Annotated in this window: 20 protein-coding genes, 1 pseudogene and 1 CRISPR repeat array; of the genes and pseudogenes, 6 read left to right on the plus strand and 15 right to left on the minus strand. The window is 65.4% G+C overall.

Annotated elements, in window-relative coordinates:
* Positions 1–13: 13 nt before the first annotated feature.
* Genes cas2 (ACWHYQ_RS05575) through cas2 (ACWHYQ_RS05595) form a run of 5 tightly spaced genes read right to left on the minus strand, consistent with a single transcriptional unit; the run spans position 14 to position 2,314 of the window.
* On the minus strand, positions 14–295 hold the full coding sequence (gene cas2, locus ACWHYQ_RS05575; RefSeq protein WP_447974741.1) for a CRISPR-associated endonuclease Cas2: 282 nt from the start codon (positions 293–295) through the stop codon (positions 14–16).
* 3 nt (positions 296–298) lie between these two features.
* Positions 299–1,057: a CRISPR-associated endonuclease Cas1 gene (locus tag ACWHYQ_RS05580; RefSeq protein WP_447974742.1), complete on the minus strand. Its 759-nt coding sequence runs from the start codon at positions 1,055–1,057 to the stop codon at positions 299–301.
* The gene (gene cas1 / locus ACWHYQ_RS05585) at positions 1,005–1,559 is read right to left on the minus strand and encodes a CRISPR-associated endonuclease Cas1 (RefSeq protein ID WP_447974743.1); all 555 of its coding nucleotides are present in this window, start codon (positions 1,557–1,559) and stop codon (positions 1,005–1,007) included. Before cas1 ends, ACWHYQ_RS05580 begins: the two co-directional genes overlap by 53 nt.
* On the minus strand, positions 1,459–1,989 hold the full coding sequence (locus tag ACWHYQ_RS05590) for a CRISPR-associated endonuclease Cas1 (RefSeq protein WP_447974744.1): 531 nt from the start codon (positions 1,987–1,989) through the stop codon (positions 1,459–1,461). The genes cas1 and ACWHYQ_RS05590 overlap by 101 nt, the downstream gene beginning before the upstream one ends.
* A 46-nt stretch (positions 1,990–2,035) precedes the next feature.
* Positions 2,036–2,314 carry a CRISPR-associated endonuclease Cas2 gene (cas2, locus tag ACWHYQ_RS05595; RefSeq protein WP_447974745.1) on the minus strand — a complete coding sequence of 93 codons (279 nt, stop codon included), beginning with the start codon at positions 2,312–2,314 and terminating at the stop codon, positions 2,036–2,038.
* A 41-nt stretch (positions 2,315–2,355) separates the two neighbouring features.
* On the opposite strand from cas2 (ACWHYQ_RS05595), the gene mntA reads away from it, so the two are divergent.
* Both mntA and hepT read left to right on the plus strand, forming a co-directional pair.
* Entirely contained in the window at positions 2,356–2,829 is a 474-nt protein-coding gene (gene mntA, locus ACWHYQ_RS05600) for a type VII toxin-antitoxin system MntA family adenylyltransferase antitoxin (protein WP_447974746.1), read from the plus strand.
* On the plus strand, positions 2,822–3,250 hold the full coding sequence (gene hepT, locus ACWHYQ_RS05605) for a type VII toxin-antitoxin system HepT family RNase toxin (protein ID WP_447974747.1): 429 nt from the start codon (positions 2,822–2,824) through the stop codon (positions 3,248–3,250). Before mntA ends, hepT begins: the two co-directional genes overlap by 8 nt.
* A gap of 13 nt (positions 3,251–3,263) precedes the next feature.
* Here hepT and ACWHYQ_RS05610 read toward each other — a convergent pair whose 3' ends face one another.
* Positions 3,264–4,511 (minus strand): TIGR02710 family CRISPR-associated CARF protein, encoded by a 1,248-nt coding sequence (locus tag ACWHYQ_RS05610; RefSeq protein ID WP_447974748.1) that lies wholly within the window; start codon positions 4,509–4,511, stop codon positions 3,264–3,266.
* Positions 4,512–5,436: 925 nt separating this feature from the next.
* Positions 5,437–5,739, minus strand: a complete 303-nt coding sequence (locus tag ACWHYQ_RS05615) for a four helix bundle protein (RefSeq protein WP_447974749.1) — start codon at positions 5,737–5,739, stop codon at positions 5,437–5,439.
* 758 nt (positions 5,740–6,497) lie between these two features.
* Between ACWHYQ_RS05615 and ACWHYQ_RS05620 the strand changes: the two genes are divergently transcribed.
* Both ACWHYQ_RS05620 and ACWHYQ_RS05625 read left to right on the plus strand, forming a co-directional pair.
* Positions 6,498–7,748 (plus strand): IS256 family transposase, encoded by a 1,251-nt coding sequence (locus ACWHYQ_RS05620; protein ID WP_447972828.1) that lies wholly within the window; start codon positions 6,498–6,500, stop codon positions 7,746–7,748.
* A gap of 177 nt (positions 7,749–7,925) precedes the next feature.
* A complete protein-coding gene (locus ACWHYQ_RS05625; protein WP_447972380.1) occupies positions 7,926–8,966 on the plus strand; it encodes an IS630 family transposase in 1,041 nt (346 codons plus the stop codon).
* Between the two features lie 26 nt (positions 8,967–8,992).
* Positions 8,993–10,028: a CRISPR direct-repeat array (repeat unit 36 nt; unit sequence GTCTTAATCCCTTCTTCTTCAGGTCAAGGTTCCCAC).
* A 111-nt stretch (positions 10,029–10,139) separates the two neighbouring features.
* Here the strand turns inward: ACWHYQ_RS05625 and ACWHYQ_RS05630 are convergent.
* Positions 10,140–10,889, minus strand: coding sequence for a Card1-like endonuclease domain-containing protein (locus ACWHYQ_RS05630; protein ID WP_447974750.1), 750 nt, complete (start codon positions 10,887–10,889; stop codon positions 10,140–10,142).
* 23 nt (positions 10,890–10,912) lie between these two features.
* On the opposite strand from ACWHYQ_RS05630, the gene ACWHYQ_RS05635 reads away from it, so the two are divergent.
* Positions 10,913–11,059 (plus strand): hypothetical protein, encoded by a 147-nt coding sequence (locus ACWHYQ_RS05635; protein WP_447974751.1) that lies wholly within the window; start codon positions 10,913–10,915, stop codon positions 11,057–11,059.
* Here ACWHYQ_RS05635 and ACWHYQ_RS05640 read toward each other — a convergent pair.
* The 6 genes and pseudogenes from ACWHYQ_RS05640 to ACWHYQ_RS05665 all read right to left on the minus strand — a co-directional run.
* Positions 11,003–11,302, minus strand: a pseudogene (locus ACWHYQ_RS05640) (Card1-like endonuclease domain-containing protein); the annotation flags it as partial. The gene ACWHYQ_RS05635 and the pseudogene ACWHYQ_RS05640 overlap by 57 nt on opposite strands.
* 52 nt (positions 11,303–11,354) lie before the next feature.
* Positions 11,355–11,663, minus strand: a complete 309-nt coding sequence (locus tag ACWHYQ_RS05645; protein ID WP_447974752.1) for a nucleotidyltransferase family protein — start codon at positions 11,661–11,663, stop codon at positions 11,355–11,357.
* Positions 11,656–12,066 carry a nucleotidyltransferase substrate binding protein gene (locus ACWHYQ_RS05650; RefSeq protein WP_447974753.1) on the minus strand — a complete coding sequence of 137 codons (411 nt, stop codon included), beginning with the start codon at positions 12,064–12,066 and terminating at the stop codon, positions 11,656–11,658. The genes ACWHYQ_RS05645 and ACWHYQ_RS05650 overlap by 8 nt, the downstream gene beginning before the upstream one ends.
* A gap of 199 nt (positions 12,067–12,265) precedes the next feature.
* Positions 12,266–12,496 carry a hypothetical protein gene (locus ACWHYQ_RS05655; protein WP_447974754.1) on the minus strand — a complete coding sequence of 77 codons (231 nt, stop codon included), beginning with the start codon at positions 12,494–12,496 and terminating at the stop codon, positions 12,266–12,268.
* Positions 12,497–12,892: 396 nt separating this feature from the next.
* Positions 12,893–13,138 carry a YgiT-type zinc finger protein gene (locus tag ACWHYQ_RS05660; protein WP_447974755.1) on the minus strand — a complete coding sequence of 82 codons (246 nt, stop codon included), beginning with the start codon at positions 13,136–13,138 and terminating at the stop codon, positions 12,893–12,895.
* A gap of 171 nt (positions 13,139–13,309) precedes the next feature.
* Entirely contained in the window at positions 13,310–14,542 is a 1,233-nt protein-coding gene (locus ACWHYQ_RS05665) for an ISL3 family transposase (RefSeq protein WP_447974756.1), read from the minus strand.
* Between the two features lie 225 nt (positions 14,543–14,767).
* Between ACWHYQ_RS05665 and ACWHYQ_RS05670 the strand changes: the two genes are divergently transcribed.
* Entirely contained in the window at positions 14,768–15,910 is a 1,143-nt protein-coding gene (locus ACWHYQ_RS05670) for an IS256 family transposase (protein ID WP_447974757.1), read from the plus strand.
* A 59-nt stretch (positions 15,911–15,969) separates the two neighbouring features.
* On the opposite strand, the gene ACWHYQ_RS05675 is transcribed toward ACWHYQ_RS05670, so the two are convergent.
* Positions 15,970–16,212 (minus strand): DUF4258 domain-containing protein, encoded by a 243-nt coding sequence (locus ACWHYQ_RS05675; protein WP_447974758.1) that lies wholly within the window; start codon positions 16,210–16,212, stop codon positions 15,970–15,972.
* Between the last annotated feature and the right edge of the window lie 47 nt (positions 16,213–16,259).

The raw sequence follows: 16,259 nt of genomic DNA on the forward strand, positions 1-16,259 counted from the left end.
GCAGCCGGCGCCGTTAGCCGGCTAGCTCCAGCCAGGCTCCTTCTGGCAGACGATCCCCGCACCCCAGCGCCGTCACCGCGTCACCGCTCGGGACCGGGTAGATCCGGACATCGTCCACACGCGGGTCTATCCGTGCCGCGAGCGACTCTTTCAGCGCCGCAAGCTCAGGCCAGGTCAGCGAGCACAGGAACACCGAGTATTGGAGATGCACTCCCTCGCCCTTCATGAGCCGCAGCACGCGGGCGAGCCGCGCGGGATCGGCAATGTCATAGCACACGAGATACCGGGTTCGCACGAGTCAGACCTCGCAGAGGAGCCGGGCGTACTGGTCGAGCAGCAAGCGGATCAAGCCTTCCAGGCGTCCCCGCCTGGCTTCGAAGAACGCAGCCGCCGCCGCGTCCATCGCGGTCCCTTCGAACTCCACCCACAGACGGTCGGCATCGGGCCGGAGCGCCGCCACGCAATCCTGGACGAAGCCGAGCGGCTGGCCCCGGTGGCGGACCCCGAGATGGGGATCCCAGCCGCCGGCGGCCACCTCGGCCGCCACCGTCTCCTGCAACACGCCCCGGAAGAACCGGCGCAGGCCGTCGGTGCGCTGCCGGGCCGCGGCGGCGGCGCGGACGACCTCTTCGTAGTCGCACTCCCGGAACCCGGTCTTCCGCCAGTCCGCCGCGCGGGCAGGGTCCACGCGGGACACGAGCACCAGTTGTCGCCCCCGCTCCCAGGCCGCCAACCAGGCCAGCACGCGCTGGCGCCGCACGCGGTCCTCGAGCAGCGCCTCCTGCCGGGCACGGCGCTGGGCATCGCCCTCCTCCTGTCCCCAGACTGTCGCCACCGGCTGGCCATCCCGGCGCAACAGGGTGACGGGGCATCCCCGCGTAGCGAACAGGCCCAAGGTCCCGCTGTCCAGCGCGACGTTCCCCACGATGACCACCCGGCGGATCAGCCGCGCCGGGACCCGGCGCGATGCCTGCCCCCGCTGTTCCACCAGCAGAGACGGCCCATCACACCGGACCCGCAGGCTCCGGCTCTCCGACAGGTACAGCGTCCGTTCCATCCAGCAGTCTCCTGGCCAAGGCCTCCACCTCGGCCCGCATGAGGGCGCGGCGCGGTGCTGCCCAGGCCTCATAGGCCGCATAGTACCGGCCGCGCGCCGTCTTCTTCAGATAGCAGCCCGGCCGTTCGGTGTCCGCGGCGAAATCCCGCGCCTGGAATGTCCGCGCCCGGAACAGCTCCCATACCCAGCGGTCCACCGCCGGCCGGCCGGGCTCGGCCAGGTCGCAAGCCAGGGACTCCCGACCGTAGTCCACCTCATGATAGAACCCGAGAAACGGATCGAGCCCGATCAGCTCGCACTCGCGCACCCACTCCCAATGGACCAGCGTGTAGGTGAGCGAAAGCAGCGCGTTCACCGGATCGCGCGGGGGCCGGCGCGTGCGGCCGGTGAAGGCCATGCTGTCAGGAAAGAGCGCCGGCAGCGCCTGGAAGTACGCGGCAGCCGCCGCCCCCTCCAACCCCCGCAGGGTCTCCAGCGAGACCGCCTGCGCGACCTTGGCCAAGGCCCCCTCCACGATCTCCACGCCCCGCCACAGCCCCGCCCGCGCCTCCGGCCGCGCTCGGCGGCCTCGTGCAGGAAGCGGGCCTGCCCCTCCAGCTTGGCGGCCACCCACCCCCGCGCCAGCCCGTCGCGAGGGGACCGCGGCTGGCGTCGTACTGGCGCAGGCGCAGGCGCACGTGGGCGTGCAGCCGCCCGGCCAACCGGCCCCGGTAGCTCTGCCGCTTGCCCGACAGCAGGAGGACGGCGATCCCCTCCTCGCACAGGCGGTGCAAGACGTTCGCGTGCACGGTCGCGTTGCCGATCAGCACCAGGCGGTCCACCGGCGCCAACGGCACCGTGCCCTGCCGCTCCCCGTGCACATAGACCGCGAGCGCCCCGCCGTCCAGCCGGAGCTCCGCGTCCTTGCGATCCAGATAAACCGTCCCGCCCATCTTCATTCTTCATTCCGCATTCCGCATTCCGCATTCCGCACTGGACTCAGCCGAAATAGAAGAACGCCGGGTCGGCCGGCGGCACCGCGATCCCGAGGAGGTGGGGCCGGCTGCGTCCGTCGAGCGCGATGACGTGCACGCGGTCCTCCTCCGGCTCGATCAGCCGGCGCAACGTCTCGAGGACCTCCGTCACCTCGGCGCCCGACAGCCAGCACTCGTACACCGACTTCTGCCCGCCGGTGCTGTAGCCCTTCAGGAACTCGCGCACGCGGTTCAAGCGCCCCGGCTCGCACACGTCATAGGCGACGAGATACAACCGCCGCATGGTTGATTCCCCCTCACCGGAGTGGTAGCCTGTCGCCCGTCATGCGCCTCACGACAACTGCCGATACGCAGCCATCAACATCGGTCCGCGCGAGAATCCGGGCGTACTGCGCGCGCCGGCCCGAGATCGTCGCCGCCTACCTGTTCGGATCGGCCGCGCGCGGCCAAGCCGGCCCCCTGAGCGACCTCGACGTCGCGTTTCTGCTCGACAGACGCCGGGCGCACCTGTGCGGCTCGTTGGCCTACCAGGCCGCGCGGCTCAGCGACTTGATGGCCGTGCTGCGAACCACCAAGGTGGACCTTACGTTGTTGCCCTGCGAATCGCCGATCCTGGCGCACCGAGTCCTCCGTGATGGCACGCTCCTGTTCTCTCGGGATGCCCGCCAGCGTCGAGTCTTCGAAGAGCACGTGATCCGAACCTTCCTGGACCTGAAGCCGTTCTACGACCTCCAGACGCGACGGTTCTTCGCAAAGCTCATGGCTTCCGGCGCGCCTCGCCGAGCGCGCCATGGTTGACCGCGAGGTCATTCGCCGCCACCTGCAGTCGCTCGACGAGGCGCTCGGCGTCCTAGAGCGGCACCGCACCATCTCCGCGAACAGACTGCGCACGGACGTGGAGACTCGCTACATCGTGGAGCGCGGCCTCCAAGTCGCCATCCAAAATGTCCTCGACCTCGGGACCCACGTGCTCACCGGCATGGGGTATAACCGGCTCGAAACATATACGGCCGTCATCACCGGCTTGGCGGACGCCAAGGTTATCCCGCGAGCCTTCGCGCGGCGCATCAGCAAAATGCCCGGGTTGCGGAACATCCTCGTGCACGAATACGCCCGGGTCCAGCCCGCCAAACTGCAGGCCGTGCTCAGGACCCATCTGGACGACTTCCGGCGGTTCGTGCGCTACTTCGGCCGGTGGCTAGCCACGCACGCTCCCTGACACGTAGCACGCCTCACTCATCGAGCGTCGGGAACTGCACTCGGTCCTGCACTTCCAACGAATCCGCGACCAGTCTGGCCAGCGACTCAAAACCCGCTTGGTCGCACGGCACCATGCCGTGAGCCAGCCAAGAGTGATTGCGCGCCGCCTGAATCTTCCGGAACTCGCCGGCCCGGACCGCATACCGGCGCCCTTCAGGTTCGCCCAACGCCTCCAAGAGGCGGTACGCCGCCTGCAACGGAAGTTCCAGGCAACCCGGGCGGCGCTCGTAGCGGGGGACGAACTCTTCCCTGAGCGACTCCGGCACCATGTCCACGGGAACGGCGTCTGTCCCGCAACCGAGCCGCCGCTGGATCGCCGCCTGGGCCCCCAGCTCCAGCGCCCGGTACAGGCGGACAGTCGCGTCGTCGTAGCTGCCCTCCTGCGCCCGGCGTTCCGCGTTGGCTAGGAGATCCGGGATCAACGCCGCGTCAGGCCGGGTAAAGCCCGCCGTGCGCTGCGCGATCCGCTGGAGCCAACGGACGTTGGTTTCCAGCACGGGCAACACGGTGGCGTAGCGGATGGAGGGATTGGCCCTCACCGCGAGCGCCCAGGTCCTCGCGCAGCGCCCCAGCACCTCGAGCGCTCGCAGATAGTCGAACCGCTCCCACAGCTCATAGCCCTGCGCCAGGTCGCGAACCATCTGGAAGGCGACGCGGTCCGGCTCGCTCAATGGGCGCGCGAGCAGCCCCTCGACCACCGCGCGCGCCGCCTTGAACTGATAGGTCCGAAAGAAGCCCGCCAGGCGCTTGCGCTCCTCCACGGCGAACAGCAGGAAGGGGTCGCCACGCCGGATGATCGTCTCGGCTCCGGACTCGACCACCCCACGCCCGTTCTTGGTCCGCGCCGTCCCGCCCACGTAGGAGAAGCCGAACCCGCGCCCGATCGTCGCCAGAACCAGCGCCGCCGTCATCGCCTTGGTGCCGCCGGTAAAATCCACCAGGACCGCGCTCGGGCTCCCCCCGTCGGCGAGGGCCAGGTCCGCGCACAGCAACGCGCGCTCGTAGCAATGCACGAGATCCTGCGGGTCCTCCACCAGAACCTTGTGTTCCTGGACAGTGACGCCGTGCCGCCCGAGCTGCTCTCTGATCGGTCCGACCGTCTCGACGGTGTCCTGCGAGCAGAAAAACACGACCCTGACCGGCCGGTGCTCCCGGATACTCGCCACGACAGGTTCGGGGGAGCCGCCGACGGAGATAACAAGGGTGACCCCGGTATTCATCCTTTCCCTCCCGACCGGCGTTCGGGCTGCGCGGCCGTCACGCCGGCCCTTTGTCCGCGCCGGAGTCGGATTCCGGCCTCCGGCACCACCCCATCCCGTTCGCGAGCCGCGATTGCGTCGCACGCCGCGCAGAGGTCGCCGAGCGCGTCATGCCACCGCGTGACCGTCCACTCGCCACACTGCATGCAGAGGCTCATCCTGCCGACCCCCAGCCGATCCGCGACCGGCGTGTCTCCGTGCTGCGCACGGAGACACCGTCGCACCTGGGTTGTCATACAAGAGTGCGCGGGCGGGCTCAAGCGGAGAAACGTTGCCGGCGGATCGGCTTGACGGGCTCGAGCACACCTCGTAGGCTGGCGTCCATGGCGGAATGGACGAAAACACGTGGGGGCAGGGGCGTGGCCGCCCCGAATTCGGCTTCCAACCCCTACGAGCTTTTTCGACGCTGTACGCCAAATGTTCCGGCGACGGCATCCGGCGGCCGCACGGGGTGTTCCGATCGCACCTTTCAGGAGGCAGAGGCATGGTCGGACCTGACTCGGACCCCCTACCGACGCGTCCCCCCACGTCTGGGGACCTCCGACGAGTCTGTCAAACCCTTAACACCGAAGGCGCCCGTTACCTGATCATCGGCAGAATCGCCGTCTTGTATCACGGGCTGGCCAGAGCAACGGCGAGGGTGTCGTTGTCCCGCTTCCAACCGTTCGCTCGCTTCTGGCCACCAAACAGGCCGCCGACTCTTCATTCCACATTCCGCATTCCGCACTGGGCCCCTCCCTTCTTCTTCAGGTCTCCCCATCGTGGAGTGCGGATCGTGCACTGCGAAATGGAACAAGGGGATTGCGGGTGCGAATCGGGAAAAGCGAATTAGCGACCTCTGCCCCGCGCAGTGGTGATGGATGCCACGGTCATGGCCAGCAGCTCGTCAATCTCCTTCAAGAGAGGTTCGACCGCTTCGGGGGGGCAGATAGCCGACCTCGCCGAGCAACTCCAGCCAGTACCGGGTCTCATCGGCCTCTTCCTCCACAATCCCGAGTTTGGCAACGAAGTCGGCCCGGGATCGCGCACGGCAAGCCGCGCGGTAATTGGCGCCCACAGAGGTCCCGGCGCGTACGAGTTGTTTGGCCACGACGGCGGCAGCGCGCCCTCGCGACAGACGCTCCGTCAGCCGAATAATCGCGAGCGCAAGCTCCTTCGTGCGGCGTTGCAGCTCATCCTTCTTCGGCATCAGACCTGCCTCGTGAGGAATGCGAGATAAGGGACGAGAGGCCACGTTGTATCCACATTGCACGCCTCGTTCGCCATTCCGCAGTCCAATATCCGCCATACAGCGATTCCGCATTCGGCACTCCGCACTCCCCAATCCGCACCCGGCATTCCGCACTGGACTCAGGTTCCTTCATTCCGCATTCCGCATTCCGCATTCCGCACTCGGCAGATCTCATCCTCATAGGCCACCGGCTCACCACTCCGCAATCCGCACTCGCCACTCCGCACTGGGTACCCCCAAGTCCGCACTCCGCAATCCGCACTCCGCAATCCGCATTCGGCACTCCGCACTGGGATATTCCCTTCTTCTTCAGGTCAAGGTTCCCACAAAAAGACACAAAAGAAATTCTTGAAGCGCTGAGCGGTCTTAATCCCTTCTTCTTCAGGTCAAGGTTCCCACCAAAGCCCGTCGAGGCGAAGTTTGGCGCCGCAGACGGTCTTAATCCCTTCTTCTTCAGGTCAAGGTTCCCACACAACCTGATTGATCGAGTACGGACCCGCTATCCCCAGTCTTAATCCCTTCTTCTTCAGGTCAAGGTTCCCACACGCGGACTGGAAGATTGACCGGTAGAAAGGAGTCTTAATCCCTTCTTCTTCAGGGGTGATGCTCTATACTTCCTGTAAAAGTGAGTTGAGCAGAAACAAAAATGGCGTAAGATGCCTCCGGCGTTTACCAACCCGGGGCCGAGGCCCCAAGCTGAAAGGAGGACTTACGCCATGCGAAAGAGGGTACCACCGAGCGAGCACCTGAAGCAAGCACTCACGACCGTGTTGGAGCAAGGCAGCGAGAGCGCGGAGCATCCGTTGGATGAGCTCATCAAATTGGGCGCCCGGTACGTGTTGCAAGTGGCCTATGAACAAGAAGTGACCGAGTGGCTGGGCCGCGCCCATTATCAGCGGGGCGCCCGGCGGCGGCGCGGCTGGCGGAATGGCTACGAGCCCAAGGGGCTCAAGACCCCGCTGGGGCTGCTGCCGGTGGCGGTGCCGCAGGTGCGGGGGACCGACGAGCCGTTTCCGGCCCGGGTGGCGCAGGCGGTGGGCACACGCTCGAAGGCGTTGGAACGCTTGGCCACGCGGATGTGGGTGCGCGGGCTCTCGCAGGCCGATGTCGAAGCCCTGTTTCTGGAGACGGTGGGGGACCGGGTGATTTCCCGCACCGGCGTCAGCGAGGTCTGTCGCCAGCTGCAGGCGGACTTCGAGGCGTGGCAGCGCCGGGATCTCAGTGCCCTGAAGGTCGTCTATCTGTTCCTGGACGCGATCTATCTGGCCGTGCGGCAAGGGACGGACGAGCAGGAAGGGGTGCTCTGCGCCTACGGGATTCTGGAGTCGGGCCAGAAGGTCCTGCTGTCTCTGGCCCTGGGCAGCCGCGAGTCCTACGACGCCTGGTTGAGCTTCCTGCACGACCTGACCGCGCGCGGCCTGGAGGCGCCGTTGCTGGTGGTCTCGGATGGCCAGCCCGGCCTGCGCAAGGCGCTGCGGGAGGTGTTCCCCCGCGCCTTCCATCAGCGGTGTCAGGTGCATAAGATGCGGAACATCCTGGCCAAGTTGCCGCAGGCCGCGCGGGCGCTGCTCAAGCCGCTGATCCGCCAGGTCTTCTGTGCCGCCACCTATGAGCAGGGGCTGACGCGGGGCCGTGCGCTCATCGCCCGGTGGCGCGCCCGCTATCCGGCGGCGATGGCCTGTCTGGAACAGGATCTGGAGGCGTGCCTGGTCTATCTGAAGTTTCCCAAGGAGCATCACAAGAGTATTCGGACGACGAATCTCCTCGAACGGACGTTCGGGGAAGGGCGGCGCCGCACGAAGGTGATTCCGCGGTTCCCGACCGAGACCGCCTGTCTGACGCTGGTGTTCGCCACCTTGCTCACCGCCGCGCAACGCTGGCGTGGGTTGCGCATGACGCCGCGCATCCTGCGCGAGTTGGATGCCATCCGCCAGGAGCGGTATCCCGTGCAGAGTCAGGTGGCCTGAGGGAGACAGCCGGAGGGATCAGCGCCATGGCCACTTTTACAGGAAAAAAAGAGCTTGACCTCTTCAGGTCAAGGTTCCCACGTTGACCGTCCCTTCGGCCAAGTGCGGAAGGAGCGGGTCTTATTAATAGGAGCATGAAATACTTGACATTTGACGGGCGATGGTTATCACGTGGCCATGCGTGCTCGAACCCGGGATGCGCGGCACCTGTCGCCCGAAGCTCAAGAAGTCTTGCGCGAGAAGGCCGTGGCCGCTGTCAAGCAGCAGGGGCGCTCCAAGGCCGAAGTCTGTCGGCTCTTGGGCATCAGTCGGCAAGCCCTGTACACCTGGTTGAAGCGCCATGCGCGGGGGGGCCGGCACCCGCTGAAAGCGCGACCCCGGGGCCGACCGCGCGGCGGCCAGCTCAAGGGCTGGCAAGCGGCCCAGGTCGTCCGCACCTTGACCCACTGCTGTCCGGAGCAGATGCACTTGCCGTTCTACTTGTGGACCCGCGAAGCGGTCGGCGAGCTGATCGCGCGCCGGTACGGGCTTCGGCTGTCGGTCTGGACCGTCGGTCGCTACCTGCGGGCCTGGGGCTTCACCCCGCAGAAGCCGCTGCGACGGGCCTACGAGCGGGACCCGAAGGCGGTGCGACGCTGGCTGGAGGTCGAGTACCCCCGAATTCGGGCAGCGGCCAAGCGCGCGGGGGCCCAGATCTACTGGGGTGATGAGATGGGGCTGCGCTCGGATCATCAGGCGGGGACCAGTTGGGGCAAGCGCGGCCAGACCCCGGTGATCCGTGGCCCCGGTCGGCGCTTTCGCTGCAACATGATCTCGGCCATCACCAATCGCGGCCGGTTGTACTTTATGGTGTTCCGGCATCGCTTCACCGCACGAGTCTTCCTCCGATTCTGCCACCGCTTGCTCCGGCACGTGAGGCATCCGGTCTTTCTGATTGTGGATGGGCATCCCGTGCATACCGCGGCTGTCACCCAGCGGTGGCTCCACCGTCACCGCGATCGGCTGCGTCTGTTCTTCCTGCCACCCTACAGCCCGGAACTGAATCCCGACGAATATCTGAACCAAGACGTCAAGACCAACGCGCTGGGCCGTCGGCCGCCCCAGGACGCAGATGAGCTGGCGGTCAACGTCCGTCGCTATCTTCGCAGCACCCAGCGCATGCCGGCCGTGGTGCAATCCTTCTTCCATCACCCTGCGGTCCGCTATGCGGCTGAGTGAAAGGCGTCAAGTATTTTGCGCTCCCGGTAATAATCCCTTCTTCTTCAGGTCAAGGTTCCCACAATGACGACGAAGCCGAGACGGTCGCTCGCAGGAACGTCTTAATCCCTTCTTCTTCAGGTCAAGGTTCCCACAGCTGCCGTGGGAGATAGCTAGGCTATACGCCTACGTCTTAATCCCTTCTTCTTCAGGTCAAGGTTCCCACCACTAACAGGGAGACTATGTTAACGGCAAACCAGTCTTAATCCCTTCTTCTTCAGGTCAAGGTTCCCACCGTGCAGCGTTCCCTACTCCAGTTGAGGCCCGATAGTCTTAATCCCTTCTTCTTCAGGTCAAGGTTCCCACTTGCGTGCTAGGAGCCCTAGCATTGCACTTGAACTGTCTTAATCCCTTCTTCTTCAGGTCAAGGTTCCCACCTTTGAATGAGGCACTAAACTACGGACCGGAAGCCCAGTGTCTTAATCCCTTCTTCTTCAGGTCAAGGTTCCCACCAACCGAAGGAGGATTAACATGACAATTACTATGGAGGAGGTCTTAATCCCTTCTTCTTCAGGTCAAGGTTCCCACCATCTTGCTTGCCAATGATCGAGGCCAGTTTAAGTCTTAATCCCTTCTTCTTCAGGTCAAGGTTCCCACAAACCGTCCGGTATCAAACTGGATGGGTGGTCAACAGTCTTAATCCCTTCTTCTTCAGGTCAAGGTTCCCACTCCGACATTGTGTAAACAAGACCTTGTCATCTAGTCTTAATCCCTTCTTCTTCAGGTCAAGGTTCCCACAGTGGTATCCGCCGCAACAGTTTTTGGTACTTGGTCTTAATCCCTTCTTCTTCAGGTCAAGGTTCCCACCCTGAGCAGGTCGAGACCCTGCTGATCGTCACCGAGTCTTAATCCCTTCTTCTTCAGGTCAAGGTTCCCACCCGGCGGGGGCCTATCGGTATCATGCGCGCGCGGCCCGTCTTAATCCCTTCTTCTTCAGGTCAAGGTTCCCACGGGTGAGTCGTTTCTCGGGTCAACACTGGCCCGCAGGTCTTAATCCCTTCTTCTTCAGGTCAAGGTTCCCACAGCCCCCCTTGGAAAACCGCCGCTGTTCCGAGCAGTTCGAAGCTCGGTTGCACAGGGCATGGCGCCTCCTCCGAGGAACATTCCTTGCTCACCTCCCTTCTCGCTCTTTTCTCATCCGGATCTCCCGCCTTTCCATGCCTGAAGCCGGTCCCGCAGGTCACGCAGCTCGTGCGGCTCGATCAGCCGAAATTTCGCCTGTCGGGCTCGCGCCTCCAACACCGGCGTGGGCCTGCGCGCGGTGACGAGCCAACTCGCCCCGAACAGCCCCCGCACGTCCTTGCCCAGACTCTCGATTTTGTAGGCTAGCTCGTTGTCGTTCCTCCTCTCGTCCTCGTTCCACCGCAACGTCTTGCACTCGATGAACAACAGTCGGTTGCGGTCGCAGGCTAGGACGTCGAACTCGTTGCGTGCGTGCTCCGCGCCTTCCCACGTGCCCTGGACATTGAACCGCACATCGTACATCCCCACGTCCTTCGCGATGGCGTAGGCATATTCTTCCAGCCAGCCGCCTCCGCAAAACCTGGCGGCCTCCGCATCAGGGAACGCAATCTGCGCTTGTCCCGACCACTGGAGCACCTTGGCGTGCTGGAGCGTCCGCAGCGCTTCCACCCACCGGCCGGGCGGCACGTCATTGAAACGCTGGACTGGTCGAGCCAAGACGTCTTGCTCCAAAGCCTGGCTGGACAGCCCGTTGAGCGCCCCGATGAACCTTCCCAACTGCGCCGCATGCTCCGCGAGGTACTGCGCCGCCGGCCGCCGCACCGCCAGGCGATCCCGCAGGGCCTCATCCCGGGACCCATCGCCCTCGTACCGGAACCCCTGCACGGCCAGATAGCGCGGCACATCCAGCACGTCTCGCATCGGTTCCGGCGGGGGGCAGCGGCGTGCCGATCGTGAAGGACCTCGATGCGTCCATGCGCGGTGTCGGTATAGATGATCCGGTCGGCCCGTTCGCGGAAGACCTCGACAAAGCCGAGCGTCATCAGCTTGTTCCCGCCCGTCGCGTTGAAGACCAGCTCGTCGCCGCCTGACCCGGCCGCGAGCGCCTCGGCCAGCTCGGTGGCATACTCGCGGATGCGGGTCAGCCCCGCATCCGGGGCAGCCTCGCGAATGTCCACTGCGAGCCCCTCCCCGCGCAAGAGTGCGCGGAGGCGCTGCGCCTGTTTGGCCATCTGCCGCGAGGCGACCAGTATGACACGCGCCGGCCGGTACATGAGGCACGGAATCACCGTCGGCAGCAACTGATCCGAGACGATAGCGACGTGCATGAGCATGACGGGTTACCCTGCGGACAGACGAGCCGACAGGCTCCTGGTTACCAACGCCTCACCGTGCGATTGCTGCCTGAATCTCCAGACCTTCGCGTTCGATCACGGCCCTCAGACTCGGTGGGGCGTCCCGCCACGCCACCAGATCCACGCGAAACGGGAGGTCGCTCTCCTCGAAATCGGCCAGCAGCTCGGCCTGAATCAGATCGGGAATCCGTTCCTCGCCCATGACCGCCAGATCAAGATCGGCCCTCGGCTTCGCGCAGCCTCGCACGCGCGACCCGAAGGCCACCACCGCTCGCCCGGGCAGCCGCGCGGCGAGCAGGCGCTGAATCAGCGCCAGATGCTCGGGCGCGAGGTCAAGCATCGGATTGTCCCCGTTGCGTGAGTCTCTGGAGTAACGCGCGCGCATCCCGGGCAAAGTCGGGCAGTACGGCAAACACTTCCTTGGCCTTGGCCGCATCGTAGCTGTGGGACGTGAGGTTGCGTTTATCCCGGTACACAAACCAGGCCGGCACATTCTCGATCAGGCCCTGTTCGGCCCCGGCACGGATGATCGCGCGATAGCTCATGGTGTCCAGGTCCTGCGGGTTGGGCAGATCCAGCTCCAATCGGCGCTTGAGCATTTTCCAGGCCAGTTCGAAGCTGAGCTCGAACCGCTGGATGCAGGCATCGCGCAGTTCCTCATCGCCCGGCGCGCCCGCGGCCCGCACGAGTGCCCGATCCAAAGCCGCCAGCGCCTGTTCGAAGGAAGTGAGATCGAGTTCCACGTCATGGACTCCCGTTCTCGCCTGCTGCGTCACCCGCCTCTGCTGACACTGCTTGACGTCCTTACGCAAGGACAGTCGCTCCCCGCACCGAAGACGGACCTCGGCCTGCACGCACAGCACGGACGACCGCTGCGCAGGAGTTGTTCACCATCGCATTGCCACAGCCCGCTTTCACAGAGAGGGGTCACGTCGAACGGGTTCATGGCGTCGGCTTCAGCAGCTCCTCGTAGATCGCCTTGGCTTTCTTCGCGGCCCCGCCGGTGGTCTGGTCCCACCAGCCTTTCTCCTGCCAGCGGGCTTTGATGTCTGCGCCCGCCTGCGCGCGCAGGACCGGATCCTCGATGGCACGGACGGCTTCGGCGAACGTCTCATCGGCACACCGATCTGTGATCACGACGACCAGTTGGATCCGGCCTATGTTTTTCGCCATTGCCGTAGCGTATCCCCCAGTTTGCCCTTGCGCAGATCCTTCGTCAGCGCCTGCTCCAACTGCTGCGCGACATACTCGCGTTCTCCTGGCGTGAGGCGCTTTGCCTCCTGCCTCTGCGGATGATTTCGAGTTTCGCCTTGTCCGGCGTCCCTTCATTGCGCTGACGCCGCACGTGAGGATAGTGTGTCAGGCGCAGGCCGTTGGTGCCGTGGATCAGGGCGACAGGGAGCAGGATTCTTGTTTCCGGCAGTCGGATGACCGGCCAATTGGTGGGCTGCTCCCGTTGAATTGGCAGATCGATCACCCCCGTGCTCGACCCTACCCCGCGTAGCAGGGGGTGAGAGCGAACAAGGCGATCCAACACGCGTGCTGACGTGAGAACATGGTGGCGTTCCTTCAGGCTGAGACTTGAAATGATTGACCCATCGGCCGGAACTCGGCCGTCTCTTGTCGCTCCAACTTGGCACGAACCTCCTCGAAACGGCGGACAGTGTCTTGCGAGTACAACCGCTCCCCGCAATGGAGACAGACCTCGGCGCGGACTCGGAGACTGGCCGTGTGCGCCCCTCCTCGCACCAGCTTTTCGACCTCTTTCTCAACAAGCTCTCCTCCACAAACTGGACATTGTTCAAACGGCTTCATAGACTGGTCCTCCTCTGGCGCCACTCAATCCACCGTGCAGGATCCGGTCGATAGACCATGATCAGCACGGCCCAGCTCGTTTCGCGATTGTACGACCATACACTGTGAATCGGATCTCCCTGGAATGACCGGCCATGGTGGTGTCCCCCTTTCCGTGGAAATTTAGGCTCTTCAGGCTTTCGTGTGGGTTGGATAGAGATCCAATCCTCCACAATGGAAGTAGATCGCGGTCTTGAAGTGCTCGACGTTGCGGAAGCCGCGGGCGGTCTTCTTGACCCACTGGATCGTGGCCTTGACCGCTTCCAGCCCCGCGTTGGTGAGCCGATGCCTCAGATACGTCAACACATTCGGAAGATGGCGCCGGATCAGGTGGGCGACGGCGGCCATTGGGCGCAGCCGACTGTGCGTGGCGCGCCAGAACCAGCGGGCAAAGAAGTTCTGCGCGGCACCGGGGGAGGCATAGTCCCAGAACGGGCGGAAGCGCTCCTTGAGGGTCCAGGCCCGGGCCACCTTCAGCTCACTGCGCTGCAGCGTCCGGAAGGTGGCCTGCTGCTCGGCGGTCATGTCCTTGGGGCGCATGAGCCAGAGGTACTTGGTGCCGGTCAGGCGCGCATCCCCGTCCTGCTTGAGCGTCCGATGCTCGACCCGGCGCACGCGGTCCACGGCGTCATGGAGGTGCTTGGCGATATGGAACTTGTCGAAGACGCTCGTCGTCTCGGCCTCGGGGAGATGGGCGTGGGTGGCCTGGACGTAGGGCTCCCACCTGTCCATCGCGATGGCCTCAATCCCCGCGCGCTGCTCGGGCGTCAGCGTCGCCCAGAAGCCATCGAGGCTCTCTTGCTTCCGGTCCTCCGCCAGATCGAGCACGCGGCTGCGGTCCAGATCGGCCACCACCGTCAGGTCGCGATGCCCCTTCGCGATGGCCTTCTCCTCGACACCGAGGTGCGCGACGACGTCCCGGGTGCGACGGCTGAGCCCCCGCGCGACGGCCCGCTCCTTGATCCCCCAGGCCTCATCCCAGGTGATGCGCAGCAGCCCGGCCGCACCTGTGACCGAGCACTCGCGGAGCAGGTCGATGGCCAGGCGTTCGAACCAGGCGGTGAATTGGCTCCCCGGCTCGGCCCAGGGCACCGCGATCTGCTTGACCCCATGGGTCGGACAGCTCACGCGGGGCAGGTCCGCCTGGATCCATGTGGTGAACTGGCATGTATCCAGATGCCGCCACCGCCGGCGCTTGCGATCATAGCCTGGGACCGGCGCCTGGCACTCAGGACAGGGATACGGCCCCGGTCCGGCCTCCACGGTGACGGTCACCTGCTGTCCCTTCACGTCCAGTTCCACGTTGGCCACGGTCCACGGGGCCTGCAGCCCCAGCACAGCTTGATAGAGTTCAAAGTCGCGCATCGCTCGGGTCCTCCTTTCGAGGAACCGAGCATAGCGCAAGAGGGATCAGTTACCCACACAATTTCCTGAAGAGCCGAAATTTAAAAGGCGTATCCTCCCGGCACTACCACAACCGACCCTGGAGAGGGCCGAAACCACAGGAGGAAGACGCCGCTGAGCACGCAGGCTCCTCCAGTTCGGAGCACAGGGGAAGCCCGTTTTGGACCGGACCGGTTGACGGAGGTGTTGCGAGCACGGATCCGGGAGGTGATCGTCACGCTGGTGGAGGGCGAGCTGACAGAGCCCCTGGCGGCCCTGCCGTCTCCACGCACGGAGGGGCGGCGCGGGGATCGGCACGGGAGCGAGCCGCGGACCATCACGACGGGGGTGGGTGCGGCCACGGTCGAGCGGCCGCGGGGGCGTCGGCGGCAAGACGGCCGGTGGGGCGAAGGGCAGCGTCCCCGGCTGCCGCGGGATGAGCGCCGGGCGCGGGCCGTGGACGAGGCGGGGCTGGGGGCCTCTCGGACGGGCGCGACCCAGCGACGGATCAAAGGCGCGCTGGCCCCGTTGCTGCGCGGGGCACCGCTGTCGAAGCGCGCCCTCTCGCGGCTGGTGGGTCGGGTGAAGAGCCTGGTTGAGCCATGGCGCCAGCGACCGCTGACGGCAGCGCGGTGCGTCGCTCTGGATCTGGACGCCGTGGCGCGGCGCGTGCGCCTGGCGCAGCAGGGCGTGACCGCGTCGGTGTTGGTCGCGCTGGGCATCCGGGCCGATGGGCAGCAGGGGGGCCTTGACCTGGAGCGGCTCACGAGCGAAGCGACCCCCGCCTGGCAAGGCCTCCTGGAAGGGCTGAGTGCCCGGGGGCTGCGCCGGCCGCGGCGGTGTGTGATCGACGGGCACCCCGGCTTGCGCGCGGCGGGGGAGGCGACCTGGCCCGGCGTGGCCGGGCCGCGCGGTCCGGTCCACAAGCTGCGCAATCTGGAACGGCATGCCCCGACGCAGGCCGTCGAGGAGATCCGCACGGACGATCACGCGATCGTCTCCGCCGAGACCCTCCACGCCGCCCGGCACGCGTCCCGGGCGTTGCTCAGCCAATGGCGCGCGCGAGCGCCCAAGGTGGCCGCAAGCCTCGAGGAAGCCGGCGAGGACCTGCTGACCTGTTCCCGCTTCCCGAGGAGTCAGGGGACGTCGCGGCGGACCACCCACGCCATGGAGCGGTTCCATGGGGAGTTCCGCCGGCGGGTGAAGACGCAAGGGGCGTGGCCCACCGCGCAGGCGGCGGAACTCTTGCTGTTTGGGTTGATCCTGAGCGGGCAGATTCGGATGCGCCGGATCGATGGCTGGCGCGACCTGGTGCCAGACGCGGCCGAGGAGGCTCCGCAGGCCGCCTGAGCGCCGAGGCCAGGGGATGGACCGAGAGGAGATCGTTGATCCTGGGGCAAATGCGGAGGTCATTGCTCAAGCCAGATGCCGGGAGAAGCCAATTTCCACGGAAATTGGGACACGACCCCGGCCATAGACCAAACAACTCGGGTACGGTTTGCTTTCCGATAGTCCTCGATAATTTCCCCGTGAAGAACGGACACATAAATCGCGTCGAACGTCAGCCGATCCGCTTGCGCCTCCTCATCGGCGTGATCACTAATCCGAACACGACCGGCTTCAATGGCCTCGATCAGAGCCCTCAACTCCATGATGCCCTTATATCCACAGGAGCCCTCGCCGCTCGGCACGCTGTATG

This window comes from Nitrospira sp. Kam-Ns4a, from assembly GCF_965152595.1.

Coding starts and splice junctions, on each gene's coding strand:
- ACWHYQ_RS05580 (WP_447974742.1), bottom strand. CDS start 1,057: ATGGAACGGACGCTGTACCTGTCGGAGAGCCGGAGCCTGCGGGTCCGG.
- ACWHYQ_RS05590 (WP_447974744.1), bottom strand. CDS start 1,989: ATGGGCGGGACGGTTTATCTGGATCGCAAGGACGCGGAGCTCCGGCTG.
- cas2 (WP_447974745.1), bottom strand. CDS start 2,314: ATGCGGCGGTTGTATCTCGTCGCCTATGACGTGTGCGAGCCGGGGCGC.
- mntA (WP_447974746.1), top strand. CDS start 2,356: ATGCGCCTCACGACAACTGCCGATACGCAGCCATCAACATCGGTCCGC.
- hepT (WP_447974747.1), top strand. CDS start 2,822: ATGGTTGACCGCGAGGTCATTCGCCGCCACCTGCAGTCGCTCGACGAG.
- ACWHYQ_RS05610 (WP_447974748.1), bottom strand. CDS start 4,511: ATGAATACCGGGGTCACCCTTGTTATCTCCGTCGGCGGCTCCCCCGAA.
- ACWHYQ_RS05615 (WP_447974749.1), bottom strand. CDS start 5,739: ATGCCGAAGAAGGATGAGCTGCAACGCCGCACGAAGGAGCTTGCGCTC.
- ACWHYQ_RS05620 (WP_447972828.1), top strand. CDS start 6,498: ATGCGAAAGAGGGTACCACCGAGCGAGCACCTGAAGCAAGCACTCACG.
- ACWHYQ_RS05625 (WP_447972380.1), top strand. CDS start 7,926: ATGCGTGCTCGAACCCGGGATGCGCGGCACCTGTCGCCCGAAGCTCAA.
- ACWHYQ_RS05630 (WP_447974750.1), bottom strand. CDS start 10,889: ATGCGAGACGTGCTGGATGTGCCGCGCTATCTGGCCGTGCAGGGGTTC.
- ACWHYQ_RS05645 (WP_447974752.1), bottom strand. CDS start 11,663: ATGCTTGACCTCGCGCCCGAGCATCTGGCGCTGATTCAGCGCCTGCTC.
- ACWHYQ_RS05655 (WP_447974754.1), bottom strand. CDS start 12,496: ATGGCGAAAAACATAGGCCGGATCCAACTGGTCGTCGTGATCACAGAT.
- ACWHYQ_RS05660 (WP_447974755.1), bottom strand. CDS start 13,138: ATGAAGCCGTTTGAACAATGTCCAGTTTGTGGAGGAGAGCTTGTTGAG.
- ACWHYQ_RS05665 (WP_447974756.1), bottom strand. CDS start 14,542: ATGCGCGACTTTGAACTCTATCAAGCTGTGCTGGGGCTGCAGGCCCCG.
- ACWHYQ_RS05675 (WP_447974758.1), bottom strand. CDS start 16,212: ATGGAGTTGAGGGCTCTGATCGAGGCCATTGAAGCCGGTCGTGTTCGG.